At 73.3% G+C, this 25,428-nt stretch carries 24 protein-coding genes; 9 read left to right on the top strand and 15 right to left on the bottom strand.

What is annotated here, in order from left to right:
- Window position 1: 1 nt before the first annotated feature.
- Window positions 2-814 (bottom strand): formate/nitrite transporter family protein, encoded by an 813-nt coding sequence (locus ACWIX3_RS08970; protein ID WP_448611725.1) that lies wholly within the window; start codon window positions 812-814, stop codon window positions 2-4.
- A gap of 106 nt (window positions 815-920) precedes the next feature.
- Complete coding sequence (locus tag ACWIX3_RS08965; RefSeq protein WP_448611724.1) at window positions 921-1,400, bottom strand: hypothetical protein; 480 nt, start codon at window positions 1,398-1,400, stop codon at window positions 921-923.
- A 120-nt stretch (window positions 1,401-1,520) separates the two neighbouring features.
- Between ACWIX3_RS08965 and ACWIX3_RS08960 the strand changes: the two genes are divergently transcribed.
- Window positions 1,521-2,219 carry a monooxygenase gene (locus ACWIX3_RS08960; RefSeq protein ID WP_448611723.1) on the top strand — a complete coding sequence of 233 codons (699 nt, stop codon included), beginning with the start codon at window positions 1,521-1,523 and terminating at the stop codon, window positions 2,217-2,219.
- Window positions 2,220-2,222: 3 nt separating this feature from the next.
- On the opposite strand, the gene ACWIX3_RS08955 is transcribed toward ACWIX3_RS08960, so the two are convergent.
- The 3 genes from ACWIX3_RS08955 to ACWIX3_RS08945 all read right to left on the bottom strand — a co-directional run bounded on the left by ACWIX3_RS08955 (window position 2,223) and on the right by ACWIX3_RS08945 (window position 4,982).
- Window positions 2,223-2,738: an N-acetyltransferase family protein gene (locus ACWIX3_RS08955; RefSeq protein ID WP_448611722.1), complete on the bottom strand. Its 516-nt coding sequence runs from the start codon at window positions 2,736-2,738 to the stop codon at window positions 2,223-2,225.
- An 881-nt stretch (window positions 2,739-3,619) separates the two neighbouring features.
- Complete coding sequence (locus ACWIX3_RS08950) at window positions 3,620-4,270, bottom strand: FAD-binding oxidoreductase (protein ID WP_448611721.1); 651 nt, start codon at window positions 4,268-4,270, stop codon at window positions 3,620-3,622.
- A gap of 103 nt (window positions 4,271-4,373) precedes the next feature.
- Window positions 4,374-4,982 carry a sulfite oxidase-like oxidoreductase gene (locus tag ACWIX3_RS08945; RefSeq protein ID WP_448611720.1) on the bottom strand — a complete coding sequence of 203 codons (609 nt, stop codon included), beginning with the start codon at window positions 4,980-4,982 and terminating at the stop codon, window positions 4,374-4,376.
- Window positions 4,983-5,158: 176 nt separating this feature from the next.
- Between ACWIX3_RS08945 and ACWIX3_RS08940 the strand changes: the two genes are divergently transcribed.
- From ACWIX3_RS08940 to ACWIX3_RS08930, 3 genes are read left to right on the top strand one after another with little or no spacing between them, the layout of a single operon-like run.
- A complete protein-coding gene (locus ACWIX3_RS08940; RefSeq protein WP_448611719.1) occupies window positions 5,159-5,863 on the top strand; it encodes a succinate dehydrogenase cytochrome b subunit in 705 nt (234 codons plus the stop codon).
- Window positions 5,864-5,876: 13 nt separating this feature from the next.
- Window positions 5,877-7,823, top strand: coding sequence for a fumarate reductase/succinate dehydrogenase flavoprotein subunit (locus tag ACWIX3_RS08935; protein WP_448611718.1), 1,947 nt, complete (start codon window positions 5,877-5,879; stop codon window positions 7,821-7,823).
- Window positions 7,820-8,659 carry a succinate dehydrogenase/fumarate reductase iron-sulfur subunit gene (locus tag ACWIX3_RS08930; RefSeq protein ID WP_448611717.1) on the top strand — a complete coding sequence of 280 codons (840 nt, stop codon included), beginning with the start codon at window positions 7,820-7,822 and terminating at the stop codon, window positions 8,657-8,659. Before ACWIX3_RS08935 ends, ACWIX3_RS08930 begins: the two co-directional genes overlap by 4 nt.
- 151 nt (window positions 8,660-8,810) lie before the next feature.
- On the opposite strand, the gene ACWIX3_RS08925 is transcribed toward ACWIX3_RS08930, so the two are convergent.
- Together ACWIX3_RS08925 and ACWIX3_RS08920 are read right to left on the bottom strand one after the other, a co-directional pair.
- Window positions 8,811-10,214, bottom strand: coding sequence for a M1 family aminopeptidase (locus ACWIX3_RS08925; protein ID WP_448611716.1), 1,404 nt, complete (start codon window positions 10,212-10,214; stop codon window positions 8,811-8,813).
- Between the two features lie 136 nt (window positions 10,215-10,350).
- Window positions 10,351-12,630: a putative bifunctional diguanylate cyclase/phosphodiesterase gene (locus tag ACWIX3_RS08920; RefSeq protein WP_448611715.1), complete on the bottom strand. Its 2,280-nt coding sequence runs from the start codon at window positions 12,628-12,630 to the stop codon at window positions 10,351-10,353.
- Window positions 12,631-12,791: 161 nt separating this feature from the next.
- Here ACWIX3_RS08920 and ACWIX3_RS08915 point away from each other — a divergent pair, with 161 nt between their 5' ends.
- Complete coding sequence (locus ACWIX3_RS08915) at window positions 12,792-13,007, top strand: ANTAR domain-containing protein (protein WP_448611714.1); 216 nt, start codon at window positions 12,792-12,794, stop codon at window positions 13,005-13,007.
- Here the strand turns inward: ACWIX3_RS08915 and ACWIX3_RS08910 are convergent.
- Both ACWIX3_RS08910 and ACWIX3_RS08905 read right to left on the bottom strand, forming a co-directional pair.
- Window positions 12,928-13,551 carry a hypothetical protein gene (locus ACWIX3_RS08910; RefSeq protein ID WP_448611713.1) on the bottom strand — a complete coding sequence of 208 codons (624 nt, stop codon included), beginning with the start codon at window positions 13,549-13,551 and terminating at the stop codon, window positions 12,928-12,930. The two genes, ACWIX3_RS08915 and ACWIX3_RS08910, sit on opposite strands and share 80 nt — an antisense overlap.
- A gap of 86 nt (window positions 13,552-13,637) precedes the next feature.
- A complete protein-coding gene (locus ACWIX3_RS08905; protein WP_448611712.1) occupies window positions 13,638-13,955 on the bottom strand; it encodes a PspC domain-containing protein in 318 nt (105 codons plus the stop codon).
- 127 nt (window positions 13,956-14,082) lie between these two features.
- On the opposite strand from ACWIX3_RS08905, the gene ACWIX3_RS08900 reads away from it, so the two are divergent.
- Window positions 14,083-14,715 carry a dienelactone hydrolase family protein gene (locus ACWIX3_RS08900; RefSeq protein ID WP_448611711.1) on the top strand — a complete coding sequence of 211 codons (633 nt, stop codon included), beginning with the start codon at window positions 14,083-14,085 and terminating at the stop codon, window positions 14,713-14,715.
- 15 nt (window positions 14,716-14,730) lie between these two features.
- Here ACWIX3_RS08900 and ACWIX3_RS08895 read toward each other — a convergent pair whose 3' ends face one another.
- From ACWIX3_RS08895 to ACWIX3_RS08885, 3 genes are all read right to left on the bottom strand, one after another.
- On the bottom strand, window positions 14,731-15,762 hold the full coding sequence (locus tag ACWIX3_RS08895) for an aldo/keto reductase (RefSeq protein WP_448611710.1): 1,032 nt from the start codon (window positions 15,760-15,762) through the stop codon (window positions 14,731-14,733).
- A 444-nt stretch (window positions 15,763-16,206) separates the two neighbouring features.
- Window positions 16,207-17,184: a patatin-like phospholipase family protein gene (locus ACWIX3_RS08890; protein ID WP_448612452.1), complete on the bottom strand. Its 978-nt coding sequence runs from the start codon at window positions 17,182-17,184 to the stop codon at window positions 16,207-16,209.
- Window positions 17,185-17,289: 105 nt separating this feature from the next.
- Window positions 17,290-18,111 carry an SRPBCC family protein gene (locus ACWIX3_RS08885; RefSeq protein ID WP_448611709.1) on the bottom strand — a complete coding sequence of 274 codons (822 nt, stop codon included), beginning with the start codon at window positions 18,109-18,111 and terminating at the stop codon, window positions 17,290-17,292.
- A gap of 158 nt (window positions 18,112-18,269) precedes the next feature.
- Here ACWIX3_RS08885 and ACWIX3_RS08880 point away from each other — a divergent pair, with 158 nt between their 5' ends.
- Window positions 18,270-18,584 (top strand): hypothetical protein, encoded by a 315-nt coding sequence (locus ACWIX3_RS08880; protein WP_448611708.1) that lies wholly within the window; start codon window positions 18,270-18,272, stop codon window positions 18,582-18,584.
- 289 nt (window positions 18,585-18,873) lie between these two features.
- The gene (locus ACWIX3_RS08875) at window positions 18,874-20,406 is read left to right on the top strand and encodes a hypothetical protein (RefSeq protein WP_448611707.1); all 1,533 of its coding nucleotides are present in this window, start codon (window positions 18,874-18,876) and stop codon (window positions 20,404-20,406) included.
- A gap of 156 nt (window positions 20,407-20,562) precedes the next feature.
- Here the strand turns inward: ACWIX3_RS08875 and ACWIX3_RS08870 are convergent, their stop codons facing one another.
- Together ACWIX3_RS08870 and ACWIX3_RS08865 are read right to left on the bottom strand one after the other, a co-directional pair.
- A complete protein-coding gene (locus tag ACWIX3_RS08870) occupies window positions 20,563-22,080 on the bottom strand; it encodes a flavin-containing monooxygenase (protein WP_448611706.1) in 1,518 nt (505 codons plus the stop codon).
- Between the two features lie 122 nt (window positions 22,081-22,202).
- On the bottom strand, window positions 22,203-23,036 hold the full coding sequence (locus ACWIX3_RS08865; protein ID WP_448611705.1) for an alpha/beta fold hydrolase: 834 nt from the start codon (window positions 23,034-23,036) through the stop codon (window positions 22,203-22,205).
- Window positions 23,037-23,464: 428 nt separating this feature from the next.
- Here ACWIX3_RS08865 and ACWIX3_RS08860 point away from each other — a divergent pair, with 428 nt between their 5' ends.
- Entirely contained in the window at window positions 23,465-23,956 is a 492-nt protein-coding gene (locus tag ACWIX3_RS08860) for a hypothetical protein (protein WP_448611704.1), read from the top strand.
- A gap of 283 nt (window positions 23,957-24,239) precedes the next feature.
- On the opposite strand, the gene ACWIX3_RS08855 is transcribed toward ACWIX3_RS08860, so the two are convergent.
- Window positions 24,240-24,482 carry a hypothetical protein gene (locus tag ACWIX3_RS08855; RefSeq protein WP_448611703.1) on the bottom strand — a complete coding sequence of 81 codons (243 nt, stop codon included), beginning with the start codon at window positions 24,480-24,482 and terminating at the stop codon, window positions 24,240-24,242.
- Between the last annotated feature and the right edge of the window lie 946 nt (window positions 24,483-25,428).

The following is a 25,428-nucleotide window of genomic DNA, read 5'->3' as shown; positions in this document are numbered from 1 at the left end:
CTCAGGAGCCGGCGGCGGACCGCTCGCGCTCGATGAGCTCCTTGCTGCGGACCAGCCGCAGGAACGTGACGACGACCAGCCCGCCGACGACGTTGAGCAGCGTCGTGTACCAGAACCAGGCCAGCCAGTCGCCGTAGCCGTACGGGGCGCCGTGGTGGATGGCCCCGAAGATGATCAGGGAGTCCAGGATCGAGTGGAACAGCACGAGGCCGGCGAGCAGGAACGCCCCGGCCACCGACGCGGCGAGCTTGCCGGCTTCGGAGTCCGCGCCGTGCTGCATGCGGGTCATCAGCGTGATGAAGGCGCCCGCCAGCAACGCCAGCGAGACCGCCTTCAGGTCCAGCGGCGCCTCGACGAAGGTCCGGCCCGACTCGACCGCGGTCGCGCCGAGCTCGGGCAGCCCGTGCACCACCAGCCACATCACCAGCCAGCCACCGACCAGGTTGGCGACCAGCGTCCCGGCCCACAGCTTGCCCAGCTGACCGGCGCTCGCCCGGCCGGCGACCACCGCGGTCACCGGCACGAGGAAGCCCTCGGTGAACAGCTCGCTCTTGGCCAGCATCAACGCGATGAAGCCGATGCTGAACGCGAGCCCGGCCAGCAGGTGGCTGCCGGTCGCGGCGTACACCGCCAGCAGCGCGACCACGCCGGTGGCCACCTCCAGCCCGCCGGCCAGACCGGTGGTCAGCACCTCCCGCCAGCTGCGGTGCAGCCGCTGGGCGCCCTCGTCGACGATCCGGTCGAAGGCCTCGACCACCTCGTCCTCGGCCGGGGCGTCGGTCCGCCCCAGCTCCTCGCGTGCGGACTGCGCCACGGCAGGCCTCCTCCCGGCGGCCCACCGACCCGCCCGGGGTTCGAGGCGCCGGCGCGACCGGTGGGGGGCTACCCGGGCTCCCCGCAGCTGCACACGTCGCGGCCGCTCAGCCCTGCGCGGTCGCGGCGGGCGCGTCCTCCACGAACGGGATCTTCGTGACGTACTGCTGGTAGAGCTTCACGCCGTCCTCGACGGAGATCGTGCCGAACTCCAGCAGCGTGGCCAGCCCCTCGAGCTCGGCGTCGGCCGCTTCGACCGCGCTGAGTTCCGCGACGGGGTCGTGCGACCTGGTGATGTTGGTCAGGACCGTGGCGCCGACCGAGACCAGCAGCGCCAGGAAACAGAGCGTCCGCCACACCGCCGAGGTGCTGTTGAGACCCAGCACGTTCTGGACCGCCTCGGCGAACGTGGTCCCGCCGAGCGCGGGCCCGGCGGTGAAGACCGCCGACAGGGACGTGAACACCAGCGTCACGGTGGCCCACCGCCGTGCGCGGGGTCGCCGCTGGCGCAGGTATGCCTCGACCCCCGCCCGGCGCGCGTTCACCCGCCTCAGCAGGTCCTGTCGACGGTCGGTCTGGTCGGCCATACCGGTCCTCCGCTCTGCAGCACAGGAAGCACGCAGGGTAGCGGCGGTACCGGCCTCGCGGGACCGGCGACGGCGCCCTCGCCGCGGCACGGCCCGCCCGTGACGGGGAGGATCGGATTCGTGACCACACGACGGCTGGCGACCCTGCACGTGTGGGGCGTGCCCGGCCGGTCGGTGCCCGCCGCGCTGCTGCGGATGGCGGCCGACCGGCGTCCGCTGCGCCGCAGCCCCGGGCTGCGCTTCGCCAAGCTGCTGGGCACCGGCAGCGGGCGGAGCTTCACCGTGCGCGACGCCGACCCCCGCCGCTGGGCACTGCTGGCGGTGTGGGACGACGAACGCGCGGCCGTCGCCTTCGAGACCGGGGACGTCGTCGCCCGGTGGCGGCGGATCGCCGACGAGCAGTGGAGCGCCCGGATGCGGCCGCTCGCCGCGCGGGGCCGGTGGTCGCGGGAGGAGCCCTTCGGCAAGCCGTGGCCGCAGCGCTGGGACGGGCCGGTCGCCGCGGTCACCCGCGCCCGGCTGACCCCGCGCAAGGCGGTCACGTTCTGGCGCGCCGTCCCGCCGGTCTCGGCCGACCTGCACCAGAGCCCGGGGTTGCGCCTGGCCCTCGGCATCGGGGAGGCGCCGCTCGGGCTGCAGGGCACCTTCAGCATCTGGGACTCCGCGTCGGCGCTGAACTCCTTCGCCTACGACCGCGCCCCGCACGCCGCCGTCGTCACCCGCACCGCGCAGGAGGGCTGGTACGCCGAGGAGCTGTTCGCCCGCCTGGCGCTCCTCTCGGCCGAGGGGACGGTGGCCGGGCGCGACCCGCTGGCCTGACCCCTACAGCCGGCAGGTCAGGTGCAGCTCGTCGCGGTCGTCACCGGGCGCCACCCGGATCGCTCCCGGCATCCGGCCGAACTCCTGGTAGCCGAAGCTGGCGTAGAAGGCCTCGAGGCCGGTGCCGCCGCGCACGGTGAGGTGCAGGAACTCCAGCCCGCGGTCGCGGGCGATGGCGTGCACGCCGCTCAACAGCACGCGGCCCAGGCCCCGCCCCTGCCGTTCGGGGCGCACCTGCACGCGCAGCACCGTGGCCCAGTGCCGGCGCAGCGGGCTGACCGGCAGCGACAGGAGGGCGAACCCGGCGAACTCGCCGTCCACGCGCAGCACGGCGAACAGCTCGCGCCCGCGGTGCACCCGTTCGACGACCGCGTCGAGGTAGGGCGCGAGGTCCGACTCCGTCACCGGGGGCACGAAGCCCACCGACCCCCCGGCGTTGGTCACGTCCGCCCAGCAGGTGAGCAGCTGCGACCGGAGCTCCTCGTCGACGGCTCCGACCGGGAGTACCTCGATGTCCACGGGCTGGATTCTCCCGGTGCGTCGGACGGCTCCCGATGCGGGCGATCCCCCGTCCGGGGCAGACTGTGAGATACCTCACAACTGCGGTCCGGGGTCCTCCCCATCAGGAGAAGCGCCCCGACCGGAGGTGACTCCCTGCTATCCCCGCGTGCACGCTCGCGCGGTGCAGGCGTGCCGCTGCCCCGGCGCGGGACACGGTGCCCGCACCGAGGAGGGGCCGTGGCCCGCAGACCCGCTGCACTGGTGGCCACCGCCACCGTCCTCGTCGGCCTTCAACCTCGACGTCGTCGACCTGACCGTCGCGGCGGTCAGCGTCGACGGGCGGCCGGCCGCCTGGGCACACGCCGAGGGCGGGCGCACCGTCACGCCCGAGCGCCCGCTGCGCGACCACCACGGGATCGAGGTCACGGTGACCTGCTCCCATCACGATCCAGGACCCCCGCTCGGGCGTCGGGCTTCCACACCGACGACGGCGCCTCGCCCTGGACCAGCCGGACGTCGCTTCCCACAAGTTCCCGGCCGACGCGCACCCGCTGGACGACGCCTCCTTCGCCGCGTCCCTGGGCGCCCCCAGGGCCTGGAGGGCGTCGCGAGCGGGGCGCTGGAGGACGTGCGCACCGAGGACGGCCGGACGACGTGGTCGTGGGCGGCCCGCGAGCCCATGGCCCCCTACCTGGCGGTGATGGCCGTCGGCGTCTGGCTGGACGAGGGCTGCGCGACCTGTGCCGAGTGGGTGTGGCGGGAGCGGGAGGGCGTCTCCACCCCGCAGCCGGGGTTCACCGCCGTCCACGACAACGCACCGCCCGGCCGAGGAGCCTCCCGGCCCGCTTGCAGGGTCCCGCCGCGAGCTCGCGAGCGGTGGGGGGCAAGGGGGTCCCTCCTCAGCCGCTGGCGCCGAAGCGCTCGACCCGGATGTCGGCGGCGGGGATGCCGAGGTCGACGAGCAGCTGGCTGGCCGCCTCGGCGAACCCGGCCGACCCGCACACGTAGGCGGTCTGGCCCGGCTCCCACAGCGGTACCAGGTCGGCGGCCGTGAGCCGGCCGGCCGGTCGCACGCCGCGCGCCTCGCGGGTGGTCACGACGAGGGCGCCGGCCTCGAGCAGCTCGTCGGCGTACGGCAGCTCGGCGAGGGTGCGGGTGGAGACGGCGATCCGCAGCAGGTCGGTGCGGCCGAGGTCGCGGGCCGTGCGCAGCATGGCCACCAGGGGGACGACGCCGGTGCCACCGCCGACCAGCAGCGCCGGCCGCTCGCCCTCCCACACGAACCAGCCGCCGATGGGGCCGCGCACCTCCAGCCGGTCCCCGGGCTCGACGACGTCGGCGAGGTAGCTGGAGACCTCGCCCTCGTCGAGGCGCTCGACGAACAGCTCCACCAGCGGGTCGCCCGGCGCGGAGGCCACCGAGTAGGACCGCTGGGCGGTGTAGCCGTCCTCTGCGGTCAGCCGGACGACGTAGTGCTGGCCGGCCAGGTGCGCCACCCGGTGGGAGACGTCGAGCCGCAGCTCCACCGCCCGCGGCACCGGCCGGCGCACGTCGGTGACGGTGGCGGTGCGCCATCCGCCGCTGGGCGCCCGGCCGGCCCCGTCCCGAGGCTCACCCCGAGCTCGCGAGGGGTGAGGAGGACGGGGTCCTTGCTCAGTCACCCTGGTAGCGCTGCTCGCGCCAGGGGTCGCCCCGGTCGTGGTAGCCGTTCTGCTCCCAGAAGCCGGGCTGGTCGCGCTGCAGCAGCGTCAGCCGGGTCACCCACTTGGCGCTCTTCCAGAAGTACAGGTGCGGGACGAGCAACCGCACGGGGCCGCCGTGCTCCACCGGCAGCGGGCCACCGTCGTACTCCCACACCACCCATGCCCGGCCACCGGTGACGTCCTCGAGCGGCAGGTTGGTGGTGTAGCCGGTCTTGGACGTGGCGACGAGGAAATGCGCGTCGGCCGTCGGACGGGCCGCCTCCAGCAGGGTGTCGACGCTGACCCCGGCGAACCAGGTGTCGAACTTCGACCACGTGGTGACGCAGTGGATGTCCCCGCGGTACTCGGATCGCGGGAGCCGGTGGGCCTCGTCCCAGGTCCAGGTCGTCGGGTTGTCCACCCGGCCGTCCACGGTGATGCTCCAGGTCTCCGAACTGATGCGCGGCGTCGGCTCGGCGGTCAGCACCGGCCAGTCGCGGCCGACGTCGTACTGGCCGGGCGGTAGCCGGGGGTCGCGCTCGCGGCGCCGTCCGAGGAATCCTCGCGTGGGTCCAGCCATGGCCTGCTCCTCCCCCACCCGGACGTCCGCCAACCCCGCGGGAGGCGTCGCGCGGGCCCGCCGGCCGGTGCGCGGGCGCACCTTAGCGGCTGAGCCCTGTTAGGGCACCCTTACGAGAGCTGAGTCACCACGCGTTCACATGGTCGCCAGCGAGCGAGGGGCCTACCTTTGCCCTCGTGGTGACGGTGACGCAGCCGGGACAGCGCAGGACCCCCAAGGCCGCCAAGACCAACTCGGTCGCGAAGAAGGCGATCATGGCGGTCAGCGGCATCATCCTGGTGCTGTACCTGATCGCCCACATGATCGGGAACCTCAAGGTCTTCGCGGGCCGCGAGTCGTTCAACGGCTACTCCGAGTGGATCCGCACGATCGGTGAGCCGGCCGTGCCCGCGCAGACGACGCTCACGATCATCCGCATCGTCCTGCTGGTCGCCGTGATCGCCCACATCTGGGCGGCGATCTCGCTGTGGCGGCAGGCCAAGCGGGCACGGCCGAACGGCTACGTCACCAAGAAGGCGGTGGCCCAGAGCTACGCCTCGCGGACCATGCGCTGGGGCGGGGTGATCGTCGGCCTGTTCGTCGTCTACCACATCCTCGACCTCACGATGGGCGTGGCCAACCCCGAGGGGCCCGGCACCACGCCCTACGACCGCCTGGTCGCCGGGTTCTCCAACCCGCTCATCACCGCGGTCTACGTGATCGCCCTAATCCTGCTCGGCATGCACCTGCGGCACGGCATCTGGAGCGCCACGCAGACGCTCGGACAGAGCAACAAGCGCCGGGAGCGGACGGTCAACCTCTTCGCCCTGGTCTTCTCCGTGGTGCTGATCGGCGGCTTCCTGCTCGTCCCGTTCAGCGTCCTCTTCGGGCTCGTCGGCTAAGGAGCTCAACGCGATGCCTCTCGACCTGTTCACCGTCGGCGACCCGATCGCCGACACCAAGGCGCCGACGGACGTGCCGATCGGCGAGCGGTGGAGCACCCGCCGGTTCCGCGCGCGCCTGGTCAACCCGGCCAACCGCCGCAAGCTGACCGTCATCGTCGTCGGCACCGGCCTGGCCGGCGGCTCGGCCGCCGCGACGCTCGGCGAGGCCGGCTACAAGGTCAAGAACTTCTGGTTCCACGACAGCCCGCGCCGGGCGCACAGCGTCGCCGCGCAGGGCGGCATCAACGCCGCCAAGAACTACCGCAACGACGGCGACAGCGTGCACCGGCTGTTCTACGACACGGTGAAGGGCGGCGACTTCCGCTCGCGGGAGAACAACGTCCACCGCCTGGCCGAGGTCAGCGTCAGCATCATCGACCAGTGCGTCGCCCAGGGCGTGCCCTTCGCCCGCGAGTACGGCGGCCTGCTCGACAACCGCTCCTTCGGTGGCGCGCAGGTGTCGCGGACCTTCTACGCGCGTGGCCAGACGGGCCAGCAGCTGCTCTACGGCGCCTACCAGGCCCTGGAGCGGCAGATGGCGGCCGGCACCGTCGAGCAGTTCGCGCGGCACGAGATGCTGGACCTGATCGTCGTCGACGGCCGGGCCCGCGGCATCGTGGCGCGCAACCTCATCACCGGCGAGGTCAGCACCCACTTCGCCGACGCCGTCGTCCTGGCCACGGGTGGGTACAGCAACGTCTTCTACCTCTCCACCAACGCCAAGGGCTCCAACGCCACGGCGATCTGGCGGGCGCACAAGCGGGGCGCGTACTTCGCCAACCCCTGCTACACGCAGATCCACCCGACCTGCATCCCGGTCAAGGGCGACTACCAGTCCAAGCTCACGCTGATGAGCGAGTCGCTGCGCAACGACGGGCGGGTCTGGGTGCCCAAGGAGCGCGGCGACACCCGCGACCCGCGGGACATCCCCGAGTCCGAGCGCGACTACTACCTCGAGCGCATCTACCCGTCGTTCGGCAACCTGGTGCCCCGCGACATCGCCTCGCGCCAGGCCAAGAACGTCTGCGACGAGGGCCGGGGCGTGGGCCCGGGTGGGCTCGGCGTCTACCTCGACTTCGGCGACGCCATGAAGCGGCTGGGCCGGCCGGCCATCGAGGCCAAGTACGGCAACCTCTTCGACATGTACGCCCAGATCACGGGCGAGGACCCCTACGAGACGCCGATGCGGATCTACCCGGCGGTCCACTACACGATGGGCGGGCTGTGGGTCGACTACGACCTGCAGTCGACCATCCCCGGCATGTTCGTGATCGGCGAGGCCAACTTCTCCGACCACGGTGCGAACCGCCTGGGCGCCAGCGCGCTGATGCAGGGCCTGGCCGACGGCTACTTCGTGCTGCCGAACACCATCAACGACTACCTCGCCGACGGCCCGTTCCAGAAGGTCGACGACGGCCACCCGGCCGTCGTCGAGGCGCTGCAGGAGGTGCAGGGCCGGGTGCAGACGCTGCTGTCGATCAACGGCAACCGCACCCCGGCCTCGTTCCACCGCGAGCTCGGCCGGCTGATGTGGGACCTGTGCGGCATGGAGCGCTCCGAGGAGAGCCTGCGCAAGGCCCTGGACCGGATCCCCGAGATCCGCCAGGAGTTCTGGACCAACCTCAGGGTCTCCGGCGACGAGAACACGATCAACCCGACCCTGGAGCACGCCGGCCGGGTCGCCGACTTCATCGAGCTCGCCGAGCTGATGTGCGTCGACGCCCTCCACCGCGCCGAGAGCTGCGGCGGGCACTTCCGGGCCGAGAGCCAGACCCCCGAGGGCGAGGCGCTGCGCGACGACGAGAACTTCGCCTACGTCGCCGCGTGGGAGTGGACCCCGGAGGGCGCTCCCCCCGTCCTGCACCGCGAAGACCTCGACTACGAGTACGTCCACCTCGCCCAGCGGAGCTACAAGTGACTGCGACACGTGAGGGCGCGAGCTTCGCGTCCGGCACGGCGACCGACCCGGCCATGGCCCCTCACGACATGACCCTCACGCTGCGGATCTGGCGGCAGAAGGGCCCGGCCGACAAGGGCCGCATGGTGACCTACCAGGTCGAGGACATCTCCCCGGACATGTCGTTCCTGGAGATGCTCGACGTCCTGAACGAGCAGCTGATCCTCGCCGGCGACGACCCGGTGGTCTTCGACCACGACTGCCGCGAGGGCATCTGCGGCAGCTGCGGCCTGATGATCAACGGGACGGCGCACGGCCGGGGCACCTCGGGCGGTCCCACCACCACCTGCCAGCTGCACATGCGCAAGTTCAAGGACGGCGACACGATCGACATCGAGCCGTGGCGCGCGACCGCGTTCCCGGTGATCAAGGACCTGTCGGTCGACCGCAGCGCCCTGGACCGGATCATCCAGTCCGGCGGTTACATCAGCGCCCCCACCGGCACCGCGCCCGAGGCCCACTCGATCCTGGTGCCGAAGAAGGACTCCGACGCGGCCTTCGACGCGGCCACCTGCATCGGTTGCGGCGCCTGCGTGGCGGCCTGTCCGAACGCCTCCTCGATGCTGTTCACCGCGGCCAAGGTGAGCCACCTGGGCCTCATGCCGCAGGGCCAGCCCGAGCGCAACGACCGGGTGATCAACATGGTGGCGCAGCAGGACCGTGAGGGCTTCGGCGGGTGCACCAACATCGGCGAGTGCTCCGCGGCCTGCCCCAAGGGCATCTCCATGGAGAACATCTCCCGGCTCAACCACGACCTGCTCGGCGCGCTGCGCGCCGGGGCGCGGCCGAAGAGCTGAAGAAGGACCCCGGCGTCCTCGAGGAGGATCCCGCTCCCCTCACCCCTGGCAAGCTCGGGGCGAGCCTCTGAGCGGGGCCCGCCTCTGGCCGGGGCTACCGCCGGAGGGCGGGAACCCGAGCACCGGGTCCCCGCCCTCCGGCGCACCGGGGTCAGTCGCCTGCGGCCTCGACGTCGCGCCGGTCCAGCGCGCCGGCCCCGACCAGGACGTCGAGCGCAGGCTCGAGCCCCTCCAGCGCCCGAGCGAGGTCCTCGGGTCGGGCGATCGTCCAGGCCTGGCTCTCCACGTAGCAGCGCACCGCCACGTCGAACGCCTGCTCCCCGGCCGCCTCGCGGGCGACCGCCAGCGCCGCGGCGCCCTTGCCGTAGACCAGCGCCTCGTACTCGTCCTGGTCGTCGAAGTCGGCCATCGAGCCGCCGACGGCACCCGGCCGGTCCAGGGCCTCGGTGTGGACGTGCCCCTCGGCATACGTCGCGAAGGCCTCGTCCAGCCACGGGTCGCGGAACTGCGAGTTGCCGACCATGCCGTAGAACCACATGTGCGCCACCTCGTGGACGACCAGGCCTTCGTCGGCGTCCCCCAGCAGGATCGCCGAGGAGTACTCCTCGCCGCCGCCGCCGTCGGACACCAGCGGCACGCTCAGGGTGGGGTACGGGAACGGGCCGAAGCGGCCCTCCAGCTCCTGGACCGCCTCGGCGGTGGCCGCGGCCAGCTCCTCGGCGGAGGTGTCTGCGTCGGCCAGCACCCCGGCGGTGACCCGGGTGCCGCCGACGTCGACGGTCGCGGTGTCGAACTCCCCCGCCGCGACGAGCACGTCCCGGGCGACCGGGTCGTGCGACTCCCAGACCCGGCGCCCGCCCGGTTCCTCCCGCGGCGGCGCCTGGTCCCCCGACATGAGGACGACGAGGTCGCCCGGTGCCGAGACGCGGAGGCTGGTGTCGGCGGCGGGTGAGGCGGTCGTCTCACCGCTGACCTCGACCATCGGGTCCTGCGCCCAGCCGTGACCCGGCTCCCAGGTCAGCAGCGGGACGCCGCTCCCCCACCAGGTCACGCCGTCGTCCACGCCCAGGCGGTCGAAGCCGGCCGGCGTCCGCTCGTCGGTGAGCCGCAGCCGGAGGTCCAGCTCCACCACGACGGTCCGGCCGGCCGGTAGGGGTTCGCGCAGGTCGACCCGGTAGAGGCCGCCCGGCGTCCCGCGGGCCGCGCCGTCGTCGACGTACCCGCCGCCGGCCACCAGGTCCCCGCGAACCGCCTCGACGGTGAGCCGGTGCCCGGCCGACTGAGGCGCGTTCGGGACCAGCCGGAACCACAGCTCCTCCACCGCCAGGTCCGGGGTGAGGGCGACGGTCTCGGTGCCGGTCACGGTGCGCAGGTCGTCGGCGAGCCGGAGGTCGAGGTCGACGACCGGCCGGTCCGGGTCGGGAGCGGCCCGCTCGGTCACCGGGCAACCGGCGGGGAGCTCGGGCGCCGCCGCAGGTCCGCCGGCGGACGTGCAGCCCGCGAGGACGACGAGCGCCCCGCAGATCGAGGCGGTGCGGACGGTCGCAGGACGCATCGGCTCGGCCCACCCGGCAGGTCGGCCCGTCCCGCGCCCGACGAGTCCGATCCCAGCCGCCCCGCTCGGGGCCACCCTAGGGATCCCGCTCCGTTCCGCAACAGGCCCCGGCTCCCCGACCGGGCGCCGGCCGGTGTCAGCCGACGGGGGTGGTGGTCCGGACCTCCAGCCACTGCTCCAGCTGCGCGGGCGGCAGCGCCCGGCTGAGGTGGTACCCCTGGACGACGTCACAGCCCAGGGCCGCCAGCGCGTCGACGGTCGCCTGGTCCTCGGCGCCCTCGGCGACGAAGACCAGGCCGAGGGCGTGCGCGAGCTGCACGGTCGAGGTGACGATCGAGGCCGCCCGGGCGCTGCCGGTCATCGCGCCGACGAAGGTGCGGTCGAGCTTCAGCTCGGTCACCGGCAGCGTGGCGAGGTAGGCGAGGCTGGAGTACCCGGTGCCGTAGTCGTCGATGGAGACGCCGACGCCGGCCTCCCGCAGACCGGCGAGCACGCGGACGGCGCGTTCCCGGTCCGCCACGAGCAGGCTCTCGGTCACCTCGAGGACCAGCGCGGTCGCGGGGACGCCGTGCCGCGCGAGCAGCTCGGCCACCTCGTCGGGGAAGCGCTCGTCGACGAGGTTCGAGGGGCTCACGTTGACCGCGACGACCAGCTCGCGACCGCGGTCGGACCACGCCCGCCGCTGGGCCAGCGCGGCGTCCAGCACCCGGCTGGTCAGGGCCGCCATGAGCCCGGCGGACTCGGCCAGCTCGATGAAGGCGTCGGGCGGCAGCAGTCCGCGCTCGGGGTGCTGCCAGCGCACCAGCGCCTCCACCCCGTCGACCCGGCCGGTCGCCAGGCTCAGCTTGGGCTGGTAGTGCAGCGTCAGCTCGCCGTCGGCGATGGCCCGCCGCAGCTGCGCGACGGCCTCGAGGCGGTGCCGGCCGGACCCGTGGCGCTGCTCGTCGTAGACGATCGGGCCGCTGCGACCGGCCTTGGCCGCGTACATGGCCAGGTCGGCCATCTGCAGCAGCTCCTCGGCGTGCCGGGAGTGCCGCGGGCCCAGGGCGATGCCCACGCTGGCCTGCACGCTCAGCGCCATGCCCGCGAGCTGGAACGGCCGCCCGAGCGTGGCGCACACCCGGCGGGCCAGCGCCAGGGCGCCGTCCTCACCCAGCCCGCTGGCCAGGACGACGAACTCGTCACCGCCCAGCCGGGCCAGCAGGTCGCCGGACCGCAGGTGGCCGGCCAGCCGTGGCCCGACCTCGCGCAGCAGCGCGTCGCCGACACCGTGGCCCAGGGAGTCGTTGATCTCCTTGAACCGGTCGAGGTCCAGCACGAGCACGGCGGTGCCACTCCCGGCCGCCATGCCCGCGTCGGCGGCGGGCAGGGTCTCGAAGACGCGGCGGCGGTTGGGCAGGCCGGTGAGCTCGTCGGTGCGCGCCTGTCGCCGGCTGTCGGCCAGCGCCTGCACCTCGCGGAAGGTCAGCGTCCCGCGGGCGAGTGCGGCCACCACGGCGCCGAAGGCCAGCCCGCCGGCCACCGGGTCGCCGTTCTGGACGTAGCCGATCAGCAGCAGGAGGAGCGCGCCGACGGCGCACAGCCCCGGGACGACGAGCGCGCGCACGCCGGGCAACGGGTCGGTGGTGCGCAGCCGGGGCGCCTGGCAGGCGGCCAGGCCGTAGCAGACGAACGCCAGGCCCCAGCCCACGTCCAGCGGCCCGCCGACGGCGTACGTGTGGTGCGCGACCTGGTAGGCGTAGACGGTGTCGGTGAGCACGAACAGCGCCGTGCCGGCGGTGAGCCACCACCAGGCGGCACCGGCACCACGGCCGATCACGACGAGGGCGCCGGCGATGAGCACCAGCAGCAGCAGGTCGGCGACCGGGTAGAGGGCGACGAGCACGGCGCCGCGCAGCGCGAGGTCGAGGTAGGCGCCGAACGCGAACGCCGCCGCGAAGGCCGCCGCGGTCAGACCGGTGACGACGGCGTCGAGCCACATGCTCGACGTCAGCCGCCGGACCCGCGTTCGCAGCATGCGGAACAGCGCGGCGCAGGCCAGCGGGTGGAAGCCCACGAAGGCCACGTCGAACCAGGCGGGGCGGACGATCGGATCGGGCCCGGCATCGGCGATCGCGTAGCCCAGCGAGCCCACGGTGTAGGACCCGACGGCCGCGGCGAACAGCAGCCAGACCGCCCGGTCCTCACGCACGGGGACCGCCCGCAGCACCAGCAGGGCGGTCAGCCCGACGAGGAACACCCACTTCCCACCGACGGCGAGGGCGGCGAGGACGCCGTCGGTCCCCAGGCCGTGAGCGGCCACGGAGAGCACGTAGGCCGACGCGAGGACGGCCGCGCCGGCGCGGACGACCCGCAGCGGGTGGTCGGCCGGCTGCCGCGCGCGACCGCGCCGGGCACGCGCGAGGACTCGGACCACGGGGACAGCATCGGCCACCCGGCGGCGTGCCTTCACCGCTCGGGGGCGAGCCCCGGGCCTGCCTCACCCCGCGGAGAGGAACGGTGACAGCGCGTCGGAGGTGCTGCTCCGAGGGTCTCCTGGCTCGGCCGGGCCGGCCGGCGACGTCCTGCCGCATCGGCATGGCCATCGGCATCCTCATGGTCGCCCGGCGGCTCACCGACGAGGCCGCGTTCGAGCGCCTGCGTCAGGTGAGCGACCAGCGCGACGTGGAGCTGCTCCCGGTGGCCGAGGACGCCATCCACAGGGGTCGCTGGACTAGCGGCTCTGCAGTGCGTCGAGGGCGACGGCCATGGACGCCGCGACGCGGAAGTCCAGCCGCGGGTCGGGCACCGTGACGGTGTAGCGGTCGCGGACGGCCTTCTGCCGCTCGCTGACCATCACGGTCGCACCGGTCGCGGTGTCGACGAAGTCGAAGTGGAAGACGAACGGCACCCAGATGTCGCCGATGTAGGGGATGAAGTCCCAGACCCGGCGCAGGACGGCGATCGACTGCCGGCGCTCCCGGCCGATGGCGTTGACGGTCGGGGTGGACAGGTCCCAGGTCGAGCGCAGCAGGCTGGCGCCGAACTGCTTGCGGAAGTAACCGAGCGGGGTGCCGTACTCGTCGAAGACGTCGTGCTCGGCCGCGACGTCGAGCCGCTGCCGCGCCTTGAAGCGGAAGACGGCGCGGCTCTTGGAGGCGTCGGCGTAGAAGACCACCTCCTCCTTGAGCTTCATCCGCTTCTGCTCCGCGAACGCGAGCAGCGGCCCCTCGGAACCGTCCGGGTTCATCCCGACGACCTCGTAGCGGTTGACCATCAGCGTGATCCGCTGCCTGACGAAGAAGGCCGGCACCACCATCGGGGCGGGCGGCTGCTGCGGTCCGGGCGGAGCGGTCACGTCGGGTCTCCCGTGCTGGTCAAGGTGTGTTGGAGCGTCATCGTGGCCCATCGGACGCCGGCTGCGCTGGTCGACGGTCCCGGGCCTCAGGCCTGGTCGGTCGGCGCGGGGCCGGAGCGGGTCCCGGTGAGGGCGGCGTGCAGCCGGTCGACCAGCCCGTCCAGGATCGACGGGGAGCGGTCGGCGGGCAGCGGTGCCGACGGCAGCAGCACCCACAGGAGCAGGTAGACGAGGACGCCCGCGCCGCCGGTAACGGTGAGGCCGACGGCGGCGACCCGCCAGAGCACGGCGTCGATGCCGCTGTACTCGGCGAGGCCGCCGCAGACGCCGCCGAGCCAGCGGTCGGTGCCGCTGCGGCGCAGTTCGGGGCGGGTGGGTGCGGGAACCTGGGGGGTGTTCGTCATGGGACGAGCCTGGCGCGGACCGGGCGCCGCGAACACCGGGGAAGACCCGGATCGCTCCCCGGTTCGCGGGCTCGGGGTGGTCCCGGTGCGGGCTCCGGGTGTCGGGGCCGGTGACTACGGTGCAGCGGTGCCCACGAGCGACCGCGTCCTCACGTCCGGCCCGGCCGGGGCGCCCGGCGTCCTGCTGCTGCACCCGTGGTGGGGCGTGACCCCGGCGGTGCGTGAGTGGGTCGACCAGCTCGTCGCCGCCGGGCGTCGGGTGCTGGTGCCCGACCTGTTCGACGGCGCGACGCCGGCCACCGAGGCGGAGGCCGAGACGCTGGCCGACGCCGCGCTGGCCGACCCGACCACCGCCGAGCTGGTGGCCGGCTGCGCGGACACCCTCGCGGCCGACGGCGTCCCGTGGGCGGCGATGGGCTTCTCGCTGGGCGCCTTCCTCGCCTGCCCGTTGGCCGGCCGGGGCGACGCGGCACCCGCCGAGCTGGTGCTCTTCTACGGCGGGCGGCCGCCGGCCGGCGACGTGCGCACCCTGCGGGTGGAGCTGCACGTCGCGCCGGGCGACCCCTGGTTCACCGAAGAAGAGCTGGCGGAGGTCTCGTCGGGCTTCCGTGGCGCCGGGGCGGAGGTCGTCGTCCACCGGTACGGGGGGTCGCGGCACTGGTTCGCCGAGCGGGGGTCCCCCGGCTTCGACGCGGCCGCCGCCGAGCTGGCGCGGGACCGCGTGGTCGCCCAGCTCGGCGTGACCGGGGCCGGGGACTGAGCCGCTGCGGGCGGGTCAGCTTCCGGACGGGGTGCGGCTGCGCTGCTCGGCACCGACGTCCCCGTACGGGTAGTCGGCGCGGCCCGGGTCGCTGACGGCGTCGAGCCGGGCGACGTCCTCCGGGTCGAGCGCCACGTCGACGACACCCAGGTCGTCCCGCAGCTGCTCCGTGGTGCGGGCGCCGAGGATGACGGAGGTGACGGCGGGCCGGTCGACGAGCCAGGCGAGCGCGACCTGCGGCATGGAGGCGCCGCGGGCCTCGGCGACGTCCTGGACGGCCTCGAGCACGTCCCAGGTGCGCTGCCGGGAGCCGACCCGGTCGTAGGCCTCCATGCCGCGGCCGGGGTCCTCCCCCAGCCGGGTCGCGCCCTCGGGCCGCTGGTCGCGGGTGTACTTGCCCGACAGCCAGCCGCCGCCGAGCGGGCCCCACGGCAGGATGCCCAGGCCGTTGTGCAGGCAGGCGGGGACGATCTCGAACTCGATGTCCCGTACGAGCAGGCTGTAGCTCGGCTGCAGCGTCACCGGGACGGCGAGGTGCCGGTGCTCGGCCACATCGACGGCCTGCTGCACCTGCCAGGCGGTGAAGTTCGACAGGCCCGGGTAGCCGATCTTGCCGGCGGAGACGGCGTCGTCGAGGAAGCGCAGGGTCTCCTCGAGCGGGGTCAGCGGATCCCAGGCGTGCAGCTGGTACAGGTCGACGTGGTCGACGCCCAGCCGGCGCAGGGAGTCGTCGAGCGCACGGCGCAGGTGGCGGCGGGAGGTCCCGAGGGCGTTGGGATCCGCGCCCATCGGGAAGCGGCCCTTGGTGGCGAGGACGACGCGGTCACGGACGCCGGCCGGGCGGGAGGCCAGCCAGCGCCCGGTGATCTGCTCGGCGGCGCCGGCCGAGTACACGTCGGCGAGGTCGACCAGCGTGCCGCCGGCCTCCACGAAGAGGTCGAGCTGCTCGTGCGCGCCCGCCTCGTCGGTCTCGGCGCCGAAGGTCATCGTGCCCAGGGCGAGCGCCGAGACCGAGCAGCCACTGCGGCCGAGCGTGCGGTACTCCACGACGGTGCTCCTGTCGTCCGGGGTCCCGCGCGAGGTTGCCGCAGCGGCGAGGTGATCACCACCGGAGATCAGGCACCGGAGTCCGTCCCGGTGATCCGGCCGGGCCCGTCACCGGTGTCTGGCCAGCACCCACATCACGAGCATCAGGACCAGGACCGCGACGGCGATCGCTCCGAAGACGATCAGGTCTGTCGTCGAGACGGACATCAGCCGACCACTGCTCCTCGGACCAGGTGCGCGCTGGGTGCTGGTAGATCCGCAGCGCTCGTGGCCGGGGACGCTAGGGAGGCCGATCGCCGAGCGGACGCTCGAGCCGGGGCGTTGGCGAAGTGTTTGCCTTGTCATGGTCCGACGCTTGCTGCAGCCGACCTCGCGGAGGCCGGGCCCGACGCCGTGCTGCTGCAGCACCGGCGTTCCCGTCGTCGGGACCTCGCCCCGGTCCGGTCAGCGACCCTGCGACTCCACCGCCGCTGTGATGAGGCCGGAGACCTCCGGGGTGGCGGCGTACGCGCCGGCCGCCAGGAAGGACCGCTGGATGACCTCGTTGAGGGAGTGCCGCGACATCATGTCGTTGCCCATGGCCTGCTGTTCGGCCGCACCGGGAGTGAAGACGATCGTCCGGACACCCGTGCGGTGCAGCGCCCGGACCTCGTGCCTCACCAGACGTGCCGAGTGCCGACGGGATGCCGCGTAGACGTCGGGGAGCCATCCCGCGGGACCACTCATCGGCGAGACGACGATGACCAGGTCCAGTCCGCGACCGCGGAGGATCGCCGCGTTGGTCGGTGAGTGCACACCGCCGTCGACGTACTGGTGGCCACCGATCTCGACCGGGGCGAAGTACCCGGGTACGGCACAGGACGCCGCGACCGCCTGGTGCAGCGGCACCTCGGGGGCGCCCGGGCGACCGAACACGACCCGGCGCCCGTCACGCCGGCGAACGGCACAGATCCACAGGTCGGGGTCCGGCCACCCCGGTCCCTCCAGCTCGCGGAGCGCGGCCAGTTGTCCGGCGATGTCGTGCCGTCCCGGCGCGATGAGGGCCATGCCGGCCACCAACGGGCGGAACCGCCACGGTCGGGTCAGTGCACGCTGCACCATGTGACGCCCCGGCAGCCGCAGCGGCCGGCGCAGGGCGTGCAGCGGGTTGAAGGGCGCGAGCTCGGGGACGGGAGTGCCGGCCACGTGACGGAGGACGTCGTCCTCGTCCGACAGCGGGGCCTTCACCGTCCAGGCGGCGAGATCCTCGGCCGAGACGCCCAACCGCAGCAGCGTGCCGGTGATGGAACCGGCCGAGGTCCCGACGACCACGTCGACCGTGCGGGGGTCGAAGCCGAAGTCGTGCTCGAGCACCGCCAGCACGCCCGAGTGGTAGGCCTGGCCCACCACGCCGCCACCGCCCAGCACCAGGCCGACGCGCATCACACGGACGAGCCTGCCAGGCCGGCCGGCCTCCAGGGGCCATGGGTCGACGGCGACCGGTCGGTGGAGGCGCCCCTCGGACCCGCCTCCACCGACCGTCGGGAGTCAGGTGCGGCTGCCGCCGCCGATCATGGGGTCGTCGCCGCTCTCCCGCACGCCCTTCTCGACACCCTCCGTGGAGGACGGGGCCGTGTAGCCCGCCGGGTCGGATTCCGTGGTCAGCGCGTCGTCCCGCACCGCGTCCGGGGGTGGCTGCTCGACGACGGTGACCTCCTGGGGCTGGCGCGCGCCTCCCTCCGGCCTCGGCGCCTCGTCGTCCCCCTTCGACGCGGCCACGGCCGCTCCTGCCGCCGCGGCGACACCGGCCACGGCCGCGACGCCGGCGGCGACGGCCGTTCCGGAGACCCCCGCCTTGCCGCTGTCGCCGTGCGAGCCGACGGCGTCACCCACGCCGGGCGTACCCACGTCGAGGTCCTCGTTGATCGAGCCCCGCCAGGCGCCGGTGGCGTAGCCCTCGTCCTCGATCAGCTCCTTGAACCGCCTGAGGTCGGCGTTGACCTGCCGCTCCACGATCCCGAGCTTGTCGCCGATCTGCTCCACCGCGCCCTCGGGCTCGTACTCGAGGGACAGGTAGACGATCGTCGAGCTCGGGCCGGCGGGCTCGAAGCGGACGGCGCCGGCGTTCGTCGCGCCGCTGGTGGCCGCCCAGGCGACCTTCCGGTCCGGCTCCTGCTCGAGGATGGAGGCGTCCCACTCCCGACGGACGCCCGCGATCTCGGCGACCCAGTGCAGGTGCCGGTCGTCGACCTGCCGGACCTCCTTCACCCCGCCCATGAAGTGCGGGAAGTCCTCGAACTGCGTCCACTGGTTGTAGGCCTGGTTCACCGGTACGTCGACCTGGATCGACTTCTCGACCTTGGTGGTCACTCGCTGGTCCTCCCTCGCAGACAACCGCTTTCGACGGAGCACCCGCGCTACCCGCCGTCGCGACCGGTGATGCACGCCACCCTGAGGGTGCTGCGGCGCGTGAGGCGGGTGCGACGCCCGGGTTCCCGCCCGGTACGGGTTCTGCCGATGACGCGGACATGCGCGCCAGCCACGTCGCCACCGCCCTCGCCGCCTTCCTCGCCGGTTCGACCGCCGCGACCGTCCTGCACCGCCGCGCCGCGCACACCGCGCCGGCCACCGCCCCCGCCGCTCTCCCCCCGGCTGCACCGGTCGAGGCGCGCGACGCCGTCGTCCTGCCCTTCCCGCGCCCGGCCATCGAGCAGCCGGCGGCGCCGGCCGTCGCCGCTCCGGCCCGCTGCGGTGACAGCGGCGGCCGCACCAAGGCCGGGGCGCCGTGCGGCGCCCGCGCCACCGTCGGCGGCCGCTGCCACCACCACCCGCTGGCCGCCTGAACGGTTTCCGCGACCCCGGGGACCACCTCCTCGGCGGGCGCCTCGGCATCGGTGTGCGCGGATGCGCAGTTCCTGGACGCCCCGACTGCGCAACCGCGCACACCGTCGAGCCCTTTGGCCTCACCCGCCGCACCGAGTGACGCGACCTCGTCAGCGGTCCCGCTGGTGCCCTGGACGGCCGCGCCGATGCCGGTGCCCGACGGACTGCGGATTGGCGCGCCACCTGCTGGGTAGCTGCGGGCGACGGCCGTCGACACGGCGTCCCGGCCGCTCACGACAGGGGGCAACCATGACACTGCCCGATCGGGATGCGGCGAGGGACTGGATCGGCAGGACGGTGGTCGACCGCGACGGCGCCGAGATCGGGGCGTGCGCCGCCCTGCTGGCCGACGAGGCGACCGGCCTGCCGGAGTGGATGTACGCCGAGCGCGATGACGTGACCGTGGTGGTCCCGCTCCTCGGCGCGACCGGGAGCGGTGACCGGGTCCAGGTCACGGTCACCCGGGCCGACGCCGACGCCGCGCCACGGTTCGGCCCCTCCCGCGAGCTGTCCCAGGACCAGGAGGCGGCGCTCTACGAGCACTACGGGATCGAGTACTCGACAGCCACCTCGGACAGCCTCCTGCCGGCCGCCGAGGCCGAGCCGACCGAGGCCACACCCACCGAGACCGCACCGGTGGGGGCCGCACCGACCGAGGCCGAGTTCACGGACGCCGAGCCCGCCTACGCCGAACCCGCGGACGCCGAGCCTGTCGGGTCCGCACCGGACACCGCCGCCGGTCCGCCCGTCCCGAGTGGCGCCGCGCAGCGCGGTCGCGGGGTGGCGACCGCCGTGGCCGTGCTCGCGGGCCTGGCAGCAGCCGTCGTCGCAGCGGTGCGCCTGCGCCGGGGCTCGACCCTGGGGTTGCCGCGCCTCCTGCGACGCGGGGCGCCCCCGCCGAGGTCGGCCGCACAGCGCGCCCTGGCCGGCACAGCCGCCGCCCGCGCCCGAGCCGTGCAGGCGGCAGCGGCGGCCGGACCGGTGGTGGAGGCGTCCGTCCGTCGGGCGGCCGTGGACGCCGCGCGCCGGAGCCGGGCCGCGTCGACGGCGGCGAGGACCTACACCGACGCGGCCACGGCGCAGCTCGCGCCGCTGCTGGCCACGACCGGGCAGGCCGTCTGGCGGGCTGCCCGAGCCGGGACGGACGCGGCCCTGCAGACCACCGATGCAGTCGCCCTGACGGTCGCGGCAGCGGTGCCGCGGATGGCCACGGGTGCCGTCCGTGCCGGACGGACGGGTCTACGTGCCGTGCTCACGGTGGGCGCGGCAGCCGAGGCGGTGCCCGAGGTGGTCGCCGAGACCGGTGCACGACTGGAGAAGAGCTGGAGGAGAGTCATGGGCAGGTTGTCGTTGGGACTCGGCTTCGGGGTCGGGTACGTGCTCGGCGCGCGCGCCGGGCGGGACCGGTACGAGCAGATCAGGCAGGCCGCCGCCGGCGTCATGGAGCGGCCGCAGGTGCAGCAGGCCCTGGAGCAGGTCAGGGCCGCCGCTCCGGCTCCGCTGCAGGGCAGCATCGACAAGCTGTCCGGGCGAGCGTCCGGCGGCCAGGGCACCGGAACGGGCACTGGGGCGGGGACCGGGACGGGCACTGCGGCGGGCACGAGCACGCGCACCGACACGGTCGACGTCGACGCGGTCATCCTCGAGGAGGTCGACGTCGTCGTGACGCCACCCCCGTCGGCATCGGGCACGGGCGGTACCCGCGGGACGGGCGGTCCTGTGCCGGACCCGCTGATCCCACCCGCCAAGTCGTCGGGCGACGACCCCACCGGGCGTCCGTGACCCCGGCGTAGCCGTACCGGCCACTGCGGGTCTCGACCGCCCGTCCACGTCGGTCAGCACGTGGAGCCGGCTCCCGGTCCACGACGCCGGAGCAGGAGGGGACGGGACAGCGAGGGGCGGGCGGCGTCCAGCCGCCCGCCCCTCCTGTGGCCGGGATCAGCGGTAGACGAGCGTCCCGTCGTCGAGATCGGCCTTGGGCAGGAGCTCCATCTCCTCCGCGTGCTCCGCCATGTGGGTCCACGGCTCCCGGTCGCCCTGCTTGAACAGGACGTGCTGCGAGCGCATGACGTACCCGGCGTTGAAGTTCTCCGGGTCCGACCACGGCCGGATCTGCATGTCGGCGTCCTCCGGCCGCAGCGTCGGGACGACCATGGTGGCGCCCTTCGCCTCCATGGTCTCGAACAGCCGGCAGACCAGGTCGCTGACGAGGTCGGCACGCAGCGTCCAGCTGTGCCGGAAGTAGCCGAACACGTAGGCCATGTTCGGGATGCCGCTGATCATGATGCCGCGCCAGGTGACCCGTTCGGGGAACTCGACCGGCTCGCCGTCCACGGTGAAGGCGACGTCGCCGAAGGCGGACAGGTTGAACCCGGTGGCGCTGACGACGACGTCGGCCTCGAGCTCCTCGCCGGAGCCGACACGGATCCCCTTCTCGGTGAACGTGTCGATCGTGTCGGTGACGATCGAGGCCTTCCCCTCGCGCAGTGCCGCGAACAGGTCACCCTCCGGGACGATCGCGATGCGCTGCTGCCACGGGCGGTAGCGGGGGGTGAAGTGCTTCTCGATGTCGAAGCCCTCGGGCAGCAGCGGCTTCAGGGACTCCATGAGGAAGGTGTGCAGCTCGTCGGGCGCCTCGAGCGACATCCGCGCCAGCTCGTTGAACTGGGCGGCGTAGGCACGGCGGAGGATCTCGTGCGTCCAGTCCTCGGGGATGTCCAGCTGGCGCAGCGTCACGGCCAGCTCGTGCGTCAGGGGTGGGGCGAGGAAGTAGGAGGGCGAGCGCTGCAGCATCGTCACGTGCTCGGCCTCCTGCGCGATGGCCGGGATCAGCGTGGCGGCCGTGGACCCGGACCCGATGACGACGACGCGCTTGCCGGCGAGGTCGAGGTCCTGGGGCCACTGCTGCGGGTGGATGACCAGGCCCTGGAACCGGTCCAGGCCCTCCCACTGCGGCTGGTAGGGCTTCTCGTGGTTGTAGTAGCCCTGGCACATCCACAGGAAGTCGGTGGTGAACTGCAGCTGCTCCCCGGTGTCGCCGCGGGTGACCTCCACGGTCCACCGGCGGTCCTCGGTCGACCAGCTGGCCGCGGTGGCGCGGTGGTGGTAGCGGATGTGCCGATCGAGGCCGTCCTCCTCGATGACCTCGTCGAGGTAGTTGAGGATCTCCTCGCCCGCGGCGATCGACGGGCCGCGCCAGGGCTTGAACCGGTAGCCGTAGGTGAACAGGTCGCTGTCGGACCGCACGCCCGGGTAGCGGTGGGTCCACCAGGTCCCGCCTCGGTTGTCCTGTGCATCCAGGATGACGAACGACCGGTCGGGGAACTGTTCCTGGAGGTGGTGGGCGGCGCCGATCCCGGAGACCCCGGCGCCGACGATGAGGACGTCGACGTGCTGGGGCCCCGGCTCGTTGCCGAGTGGCTCCTGGGCGGTTGCCGCTTCGGTGGTCGTCGTCATGAGGAACCTCCAGTGTCCGGGAAGTGACCTAAGTCACATTAGCCTCTGACTGGAGCACCTCAGGAGCGTCTCCGGAACCGCAGCGCCCCGTCAGGCGCGTTGTCGGCCTCCTCCGTCGCTGGTCAGGAGAGCCGCTGCTCGGCGAGGAAGTCCTGCACGAGGGGCAGGAACTCCTCGGCGCGCTCGACACCGAGGGCGTGGCTGGAGCCCGGGCCGGTGAACATGTGCAGCTTCGCCCCGGGGATCGTCTCGGCCACCTGCCGGCCGTGCCACGGCGGGGTGAGCAGGTCCTGCTCGCCCGCGATGACCAGGGTGGGCGCCGTGATGCCACCGAGCCGGTCGAGCGTGTCGTGGGCCAGGTCGGCGTCCCACTGCTCCACGGTGGTCCGGACCTGCTGCTCGGTGCTGGGGAACAGCGGCAGCAGCTGCTCGACGAGCTCGCCGAACTCCGGGCTGTCGAGCAGCTGCGGCGAGAAGGCGATGCCGAGGGCTCCGAGCGCGGCCTCGAGGTCGCCGGTGCGCCACGGGTGCGCGAGCCCCGTGATGACCGCGCGCTGGAAGCCGTCGGTGCGGGCCCAGGTGCAGTAGAGGACGAGCGAGGCCACCCGCTCCGGAGCGGCCAGCGCGAGCTCCTGCGCGATGGCGCTGCCCAGGGAGTAGCCCAGGACGTGTGCCCGCTCGATGTCGAGCGCCTCGAGCAGCCCGCGGGCGTCCGCGGCCAGCGAGGCGACGCTGATCTCCCCCGAGCCTCGTTCGGACCCTCCCATGCCGCGCAGGTCGTAGGTGACCACCCGGTGGCGGCTCGCCAGGACCGGCGCGCTCTCCGCCCAGAAGCCCAGAGACTGGGTCGTTCCGTTCACGATCAGCAGCGGCTCGCCCTCGCCGTACTCCTGGACCGCGACGGAGATGTCGCCGACCTGGACGGTCCGTTGCGGGTGCGTGGTCGGTGTGGTCACGGCTTCTCCATCGCTGTTCCGTGGCGGGAGCGGAAGGGGGTGAGCACACCACAGGGGCTAGCCGTTCCGAAAGGGCGCGGCTGGCGCACGAGGCTCCCCCGGAGGGTCTCCGCCGGAGGTGCCACACCCGGAGTGCGGCCGGTGTCTCGATGTCGACCCACCACACCCCTGGAGGAGACATGGCGAGCAGCATCCGGGGTTTCCGCGACCGAGATCACCGGCATCTGTGGGGCGCTGCTGAAGACGATGAGCCGCGAGATGGTCGGCCAGGTACCGGAGGCGGCCGGGGTCCTGTTGGCACTACCCGGCAGTCTTCAAGGACACGGTGGGCTTCGGTCGCAAGGTCGACTCGTGGAACCGGCTGGATCGCGACCTGGCGACGTTCGCGGCCATGGCCGCGGCCGGCGCGATCGGGCGAGGTCTTCGACGTGCCCTACTACGAGATCGCCGAGGCGGTGGACAAGGCCAGCGCCACCGTGCGGCGGATCGCCCACCGGGCTCGGGAGCACGTGGCCGCGCGGCGACCCCGGACGTTGGTGAGGCGCATCGAGCAGCAGCGGGTCGTGGACCGGTTCCTCGCCGCCCTCACCGCAGGCGACGTGCAGGGCCGGATGGGCGTGCTCGCGCCCGGCGTCGTGGCGGTCGCAGGCAGCGGAGGTCTGACCCCCGTCGCCCGTCGTCCGGTCGAGGGCGGCGAGCGAGTGGCCTCGGCACTGTCCCACTTCGCGGAGCCGGCGCCCGGCATCCAGATCACCACACCGCTGGTCAACGGCACGTTCGCCGCGCGGATGGACCAGGGCGGCCGGTTCGACACGGCGATCGCCTTCGTCATCGAGGACGGCCGGATCACCCGCAGGTACGCGATGCGGAACCCGTACGAGCTCGGCCGCCTCGGCGAGGTCGCCGACCTGCGCCGGTGACGGCCCTGCACCTCGGACGCCGAAGCGGAACATCGACCCGAGGGTGGCCGACCAGCGCGGCCGTCCCCTACCCGCGCCCTGACCTTGGAAGAGTCCCCGACGATGCCCTGCGCTTCTCACCTCCTGTGCCCCAGATGCGCCCCGGGGGACGGAGGGCAGGCTCTCGACTCCGGAGCACCCACACGGCGAGATGTGCCAGCGTCGAGGCGACCCGGAGCTGCACAACGGCCTGGCAGGAGTCACTGCTGGGTCAGCTACTTCCCTCGGCCGGGGGTGCGCCTCCTCACTCGCAGATCTCCTCGCCCAGTTCCGTCTCGTAGCAGAAGGGCTCGTAGCCGGGGTCACCCGGCTGGACCGGCGCGACGGGGTCGACGGTCGAAGTGTCCCCGCCCAGGTTGCCCACAGTGGTGGCCACCTCGTTGGCCGCGTAGAGCCCGAAAATCCCGGCCACGATGACGGCGAGCATGATCACGATGCCGAGGACGAGGGCGATGGTCGCCAGGGTGCGGTTGATCTTCTGGTGCATGTCGATCCTTCGGTTGATCGTGGTCAGCGGCGGAGTTCGAGGCTGGTTCTCCTGAACCCGGAAGAGCGGGGGCCGCGATGTCGCCGAACAAGGAGCCGGGCCACGAAGGCACCATCGGCAGCTCGTGGGAAGGCTGAAGCAGAAGCGCGGGCCGGCACGCTACCTGAGCACGACTACTCAGACCTCGCGCTCAACTCCAGCTCCACAACGCCGGTCACCCGACTCCCCCCGCCTGACCTCGGCCTCCAGGCGGTCCGCCACGATCCGGCAGTTGGGTCGTTGCGTCTTCCGTGCGGTCACGCGACCCAGCCGTCGCTGTAGGCGATGCACCCGTCGAGCGGCAGGTCGTCGAACGCGGCGATCTCTCAGTCCCGGTCCACGTTGGGTCCGATGATGTCCAGCCCTGAGCCGTGGTCAGGGAACGACGAGTCGGTACACGAGCCGTGCCCGGCGGAGTAGCCGCTCGGTTGACCTGAGTGAACCCTGGACACTCCAGCCCAATGTCCTCGACGACATCGTGGCCCGGCTCCTCGACCGACTCGTGTTCCCGTCCCCCGCACCCAACGAGCACCCAGGTCAGGAGTACAGCGGTCAGGACCGTAGTGGTACGCACGTTTGGTCAGCTCGGCCGCCCGTGCCTGCGCATCGCGGGCCTCTCCGGTTCCTCGCTCGCGAGATGCGGGTCAGTGGAGAAGGCCGTACTCCGGAAGGGGACGGCCTCGTACGACCTCCGGCACCACTGCGCATCCGATCTGCGGCACGCGGGCGAGAGCGTGGCCGTGGTCGGCGATCGGCTGGGCCACGGGAACGCCTCGCTCGTGCTGTCGACCCACGGCCGCCTGATGCCGGACAGCGAGGAACGCACCCGCCGGCGATCGACGCGGCGGGGAGTGCCCCCGATGTGCCTCCGGAGGTAGAGGCACTGCGCTGCCCCGCGTAGACGGCC

Source organism: Geodermatophilus sp. URMC 60 (genome assembly GCF_053502585.1).
This window is presented reverse-complemented; position numbering and strand designations above follow the sequence as displayed.

Excerpts from the sequence above, each read along its gene's own strand:
- ACWIX3_RS08965 (WP_448611724.1), bottom strand. The coding sequence starts at position 1,400 with ATGGCCGACCAGACCGACCGTCGACAGGACCTGCTGAGGCGGGTGAAC.
- ACWIX3_RS08945 (WP_448611720.1), bottom strand. The coding sequence starts at position 4,982 with ATGGCTGGACCCACGCGAGGATTCCTCGGACGGCGCCGCGAGCGCGAC.
- ACWIX3_RS08935 (WP_448611718.1), top strand. The coding sequence starts at position 5,877 with ATGCCTCTCGACCTGTTCACCGTCGGCGACCCGATCGCCGACACCAAG.
- ACWIX3_RS08925 (WP_448611716.1), bottom strand. The coding sequence starts at position 10,214 with ATGCGTCCTGCGACCGTCCGCACCGCCTCGATCTGCGGGGCGCTCGTC.
- ACWIX3_RS08915 (WP_448611714.1), top strand. The coding sequence starts at position 12,792 with ATGGCCATCGGCATCCTCATGGTCGCCCGGCGGCTCACCGACGAGGCC.
- ACWIX3_RS08905 (WP_448611712.1), bottom strand. The coding sequence starts at position 13,955 with ATGACGAACACCCCCCAGGTTCCCGCACCCACCCGCCCCGAACTGCGC.
- ACWIX3_RS08890 (WP_448612452.1), bottom strand. The coding sequence starts at position 17,184 with ATGCGCGTCGGCCTGGTGCTGGGCGGTGGCGGCGTGGTGGGCCAGGCC.
- ACWIX3_RS08880 (WP_448611708.1), top strand. The coding sequence starts at position 18,270 with ATGCGCGCCAGCCACGTCGCCACCGCCCTCGCCGCCTTCCTCGCCGGT.
- ACWIX3_RS08875 (WP_448611707.1), top strand. The coding sequence starts at position 18,874 with ATGACACTGCCCGATCGGGATGCGGCGAGGGACTGGATCGGCAGGACG.
- ACWIX3_RS08870 (WP_448611706.1), bottom strand. The coding sequence starts at position 22,080 with ATGACGACGACCACCGAAGCGGCAACCGCCCAGGAGCCACTCGGCAAC.
- ACWIX3_RS08855 (WP_448611703.1), bottom strand. The coding sequence starts at position 24,482 with ATGCACCAGAAGATCAACCGCACCCTGGCGACCATCGCCCTCGTCCTC.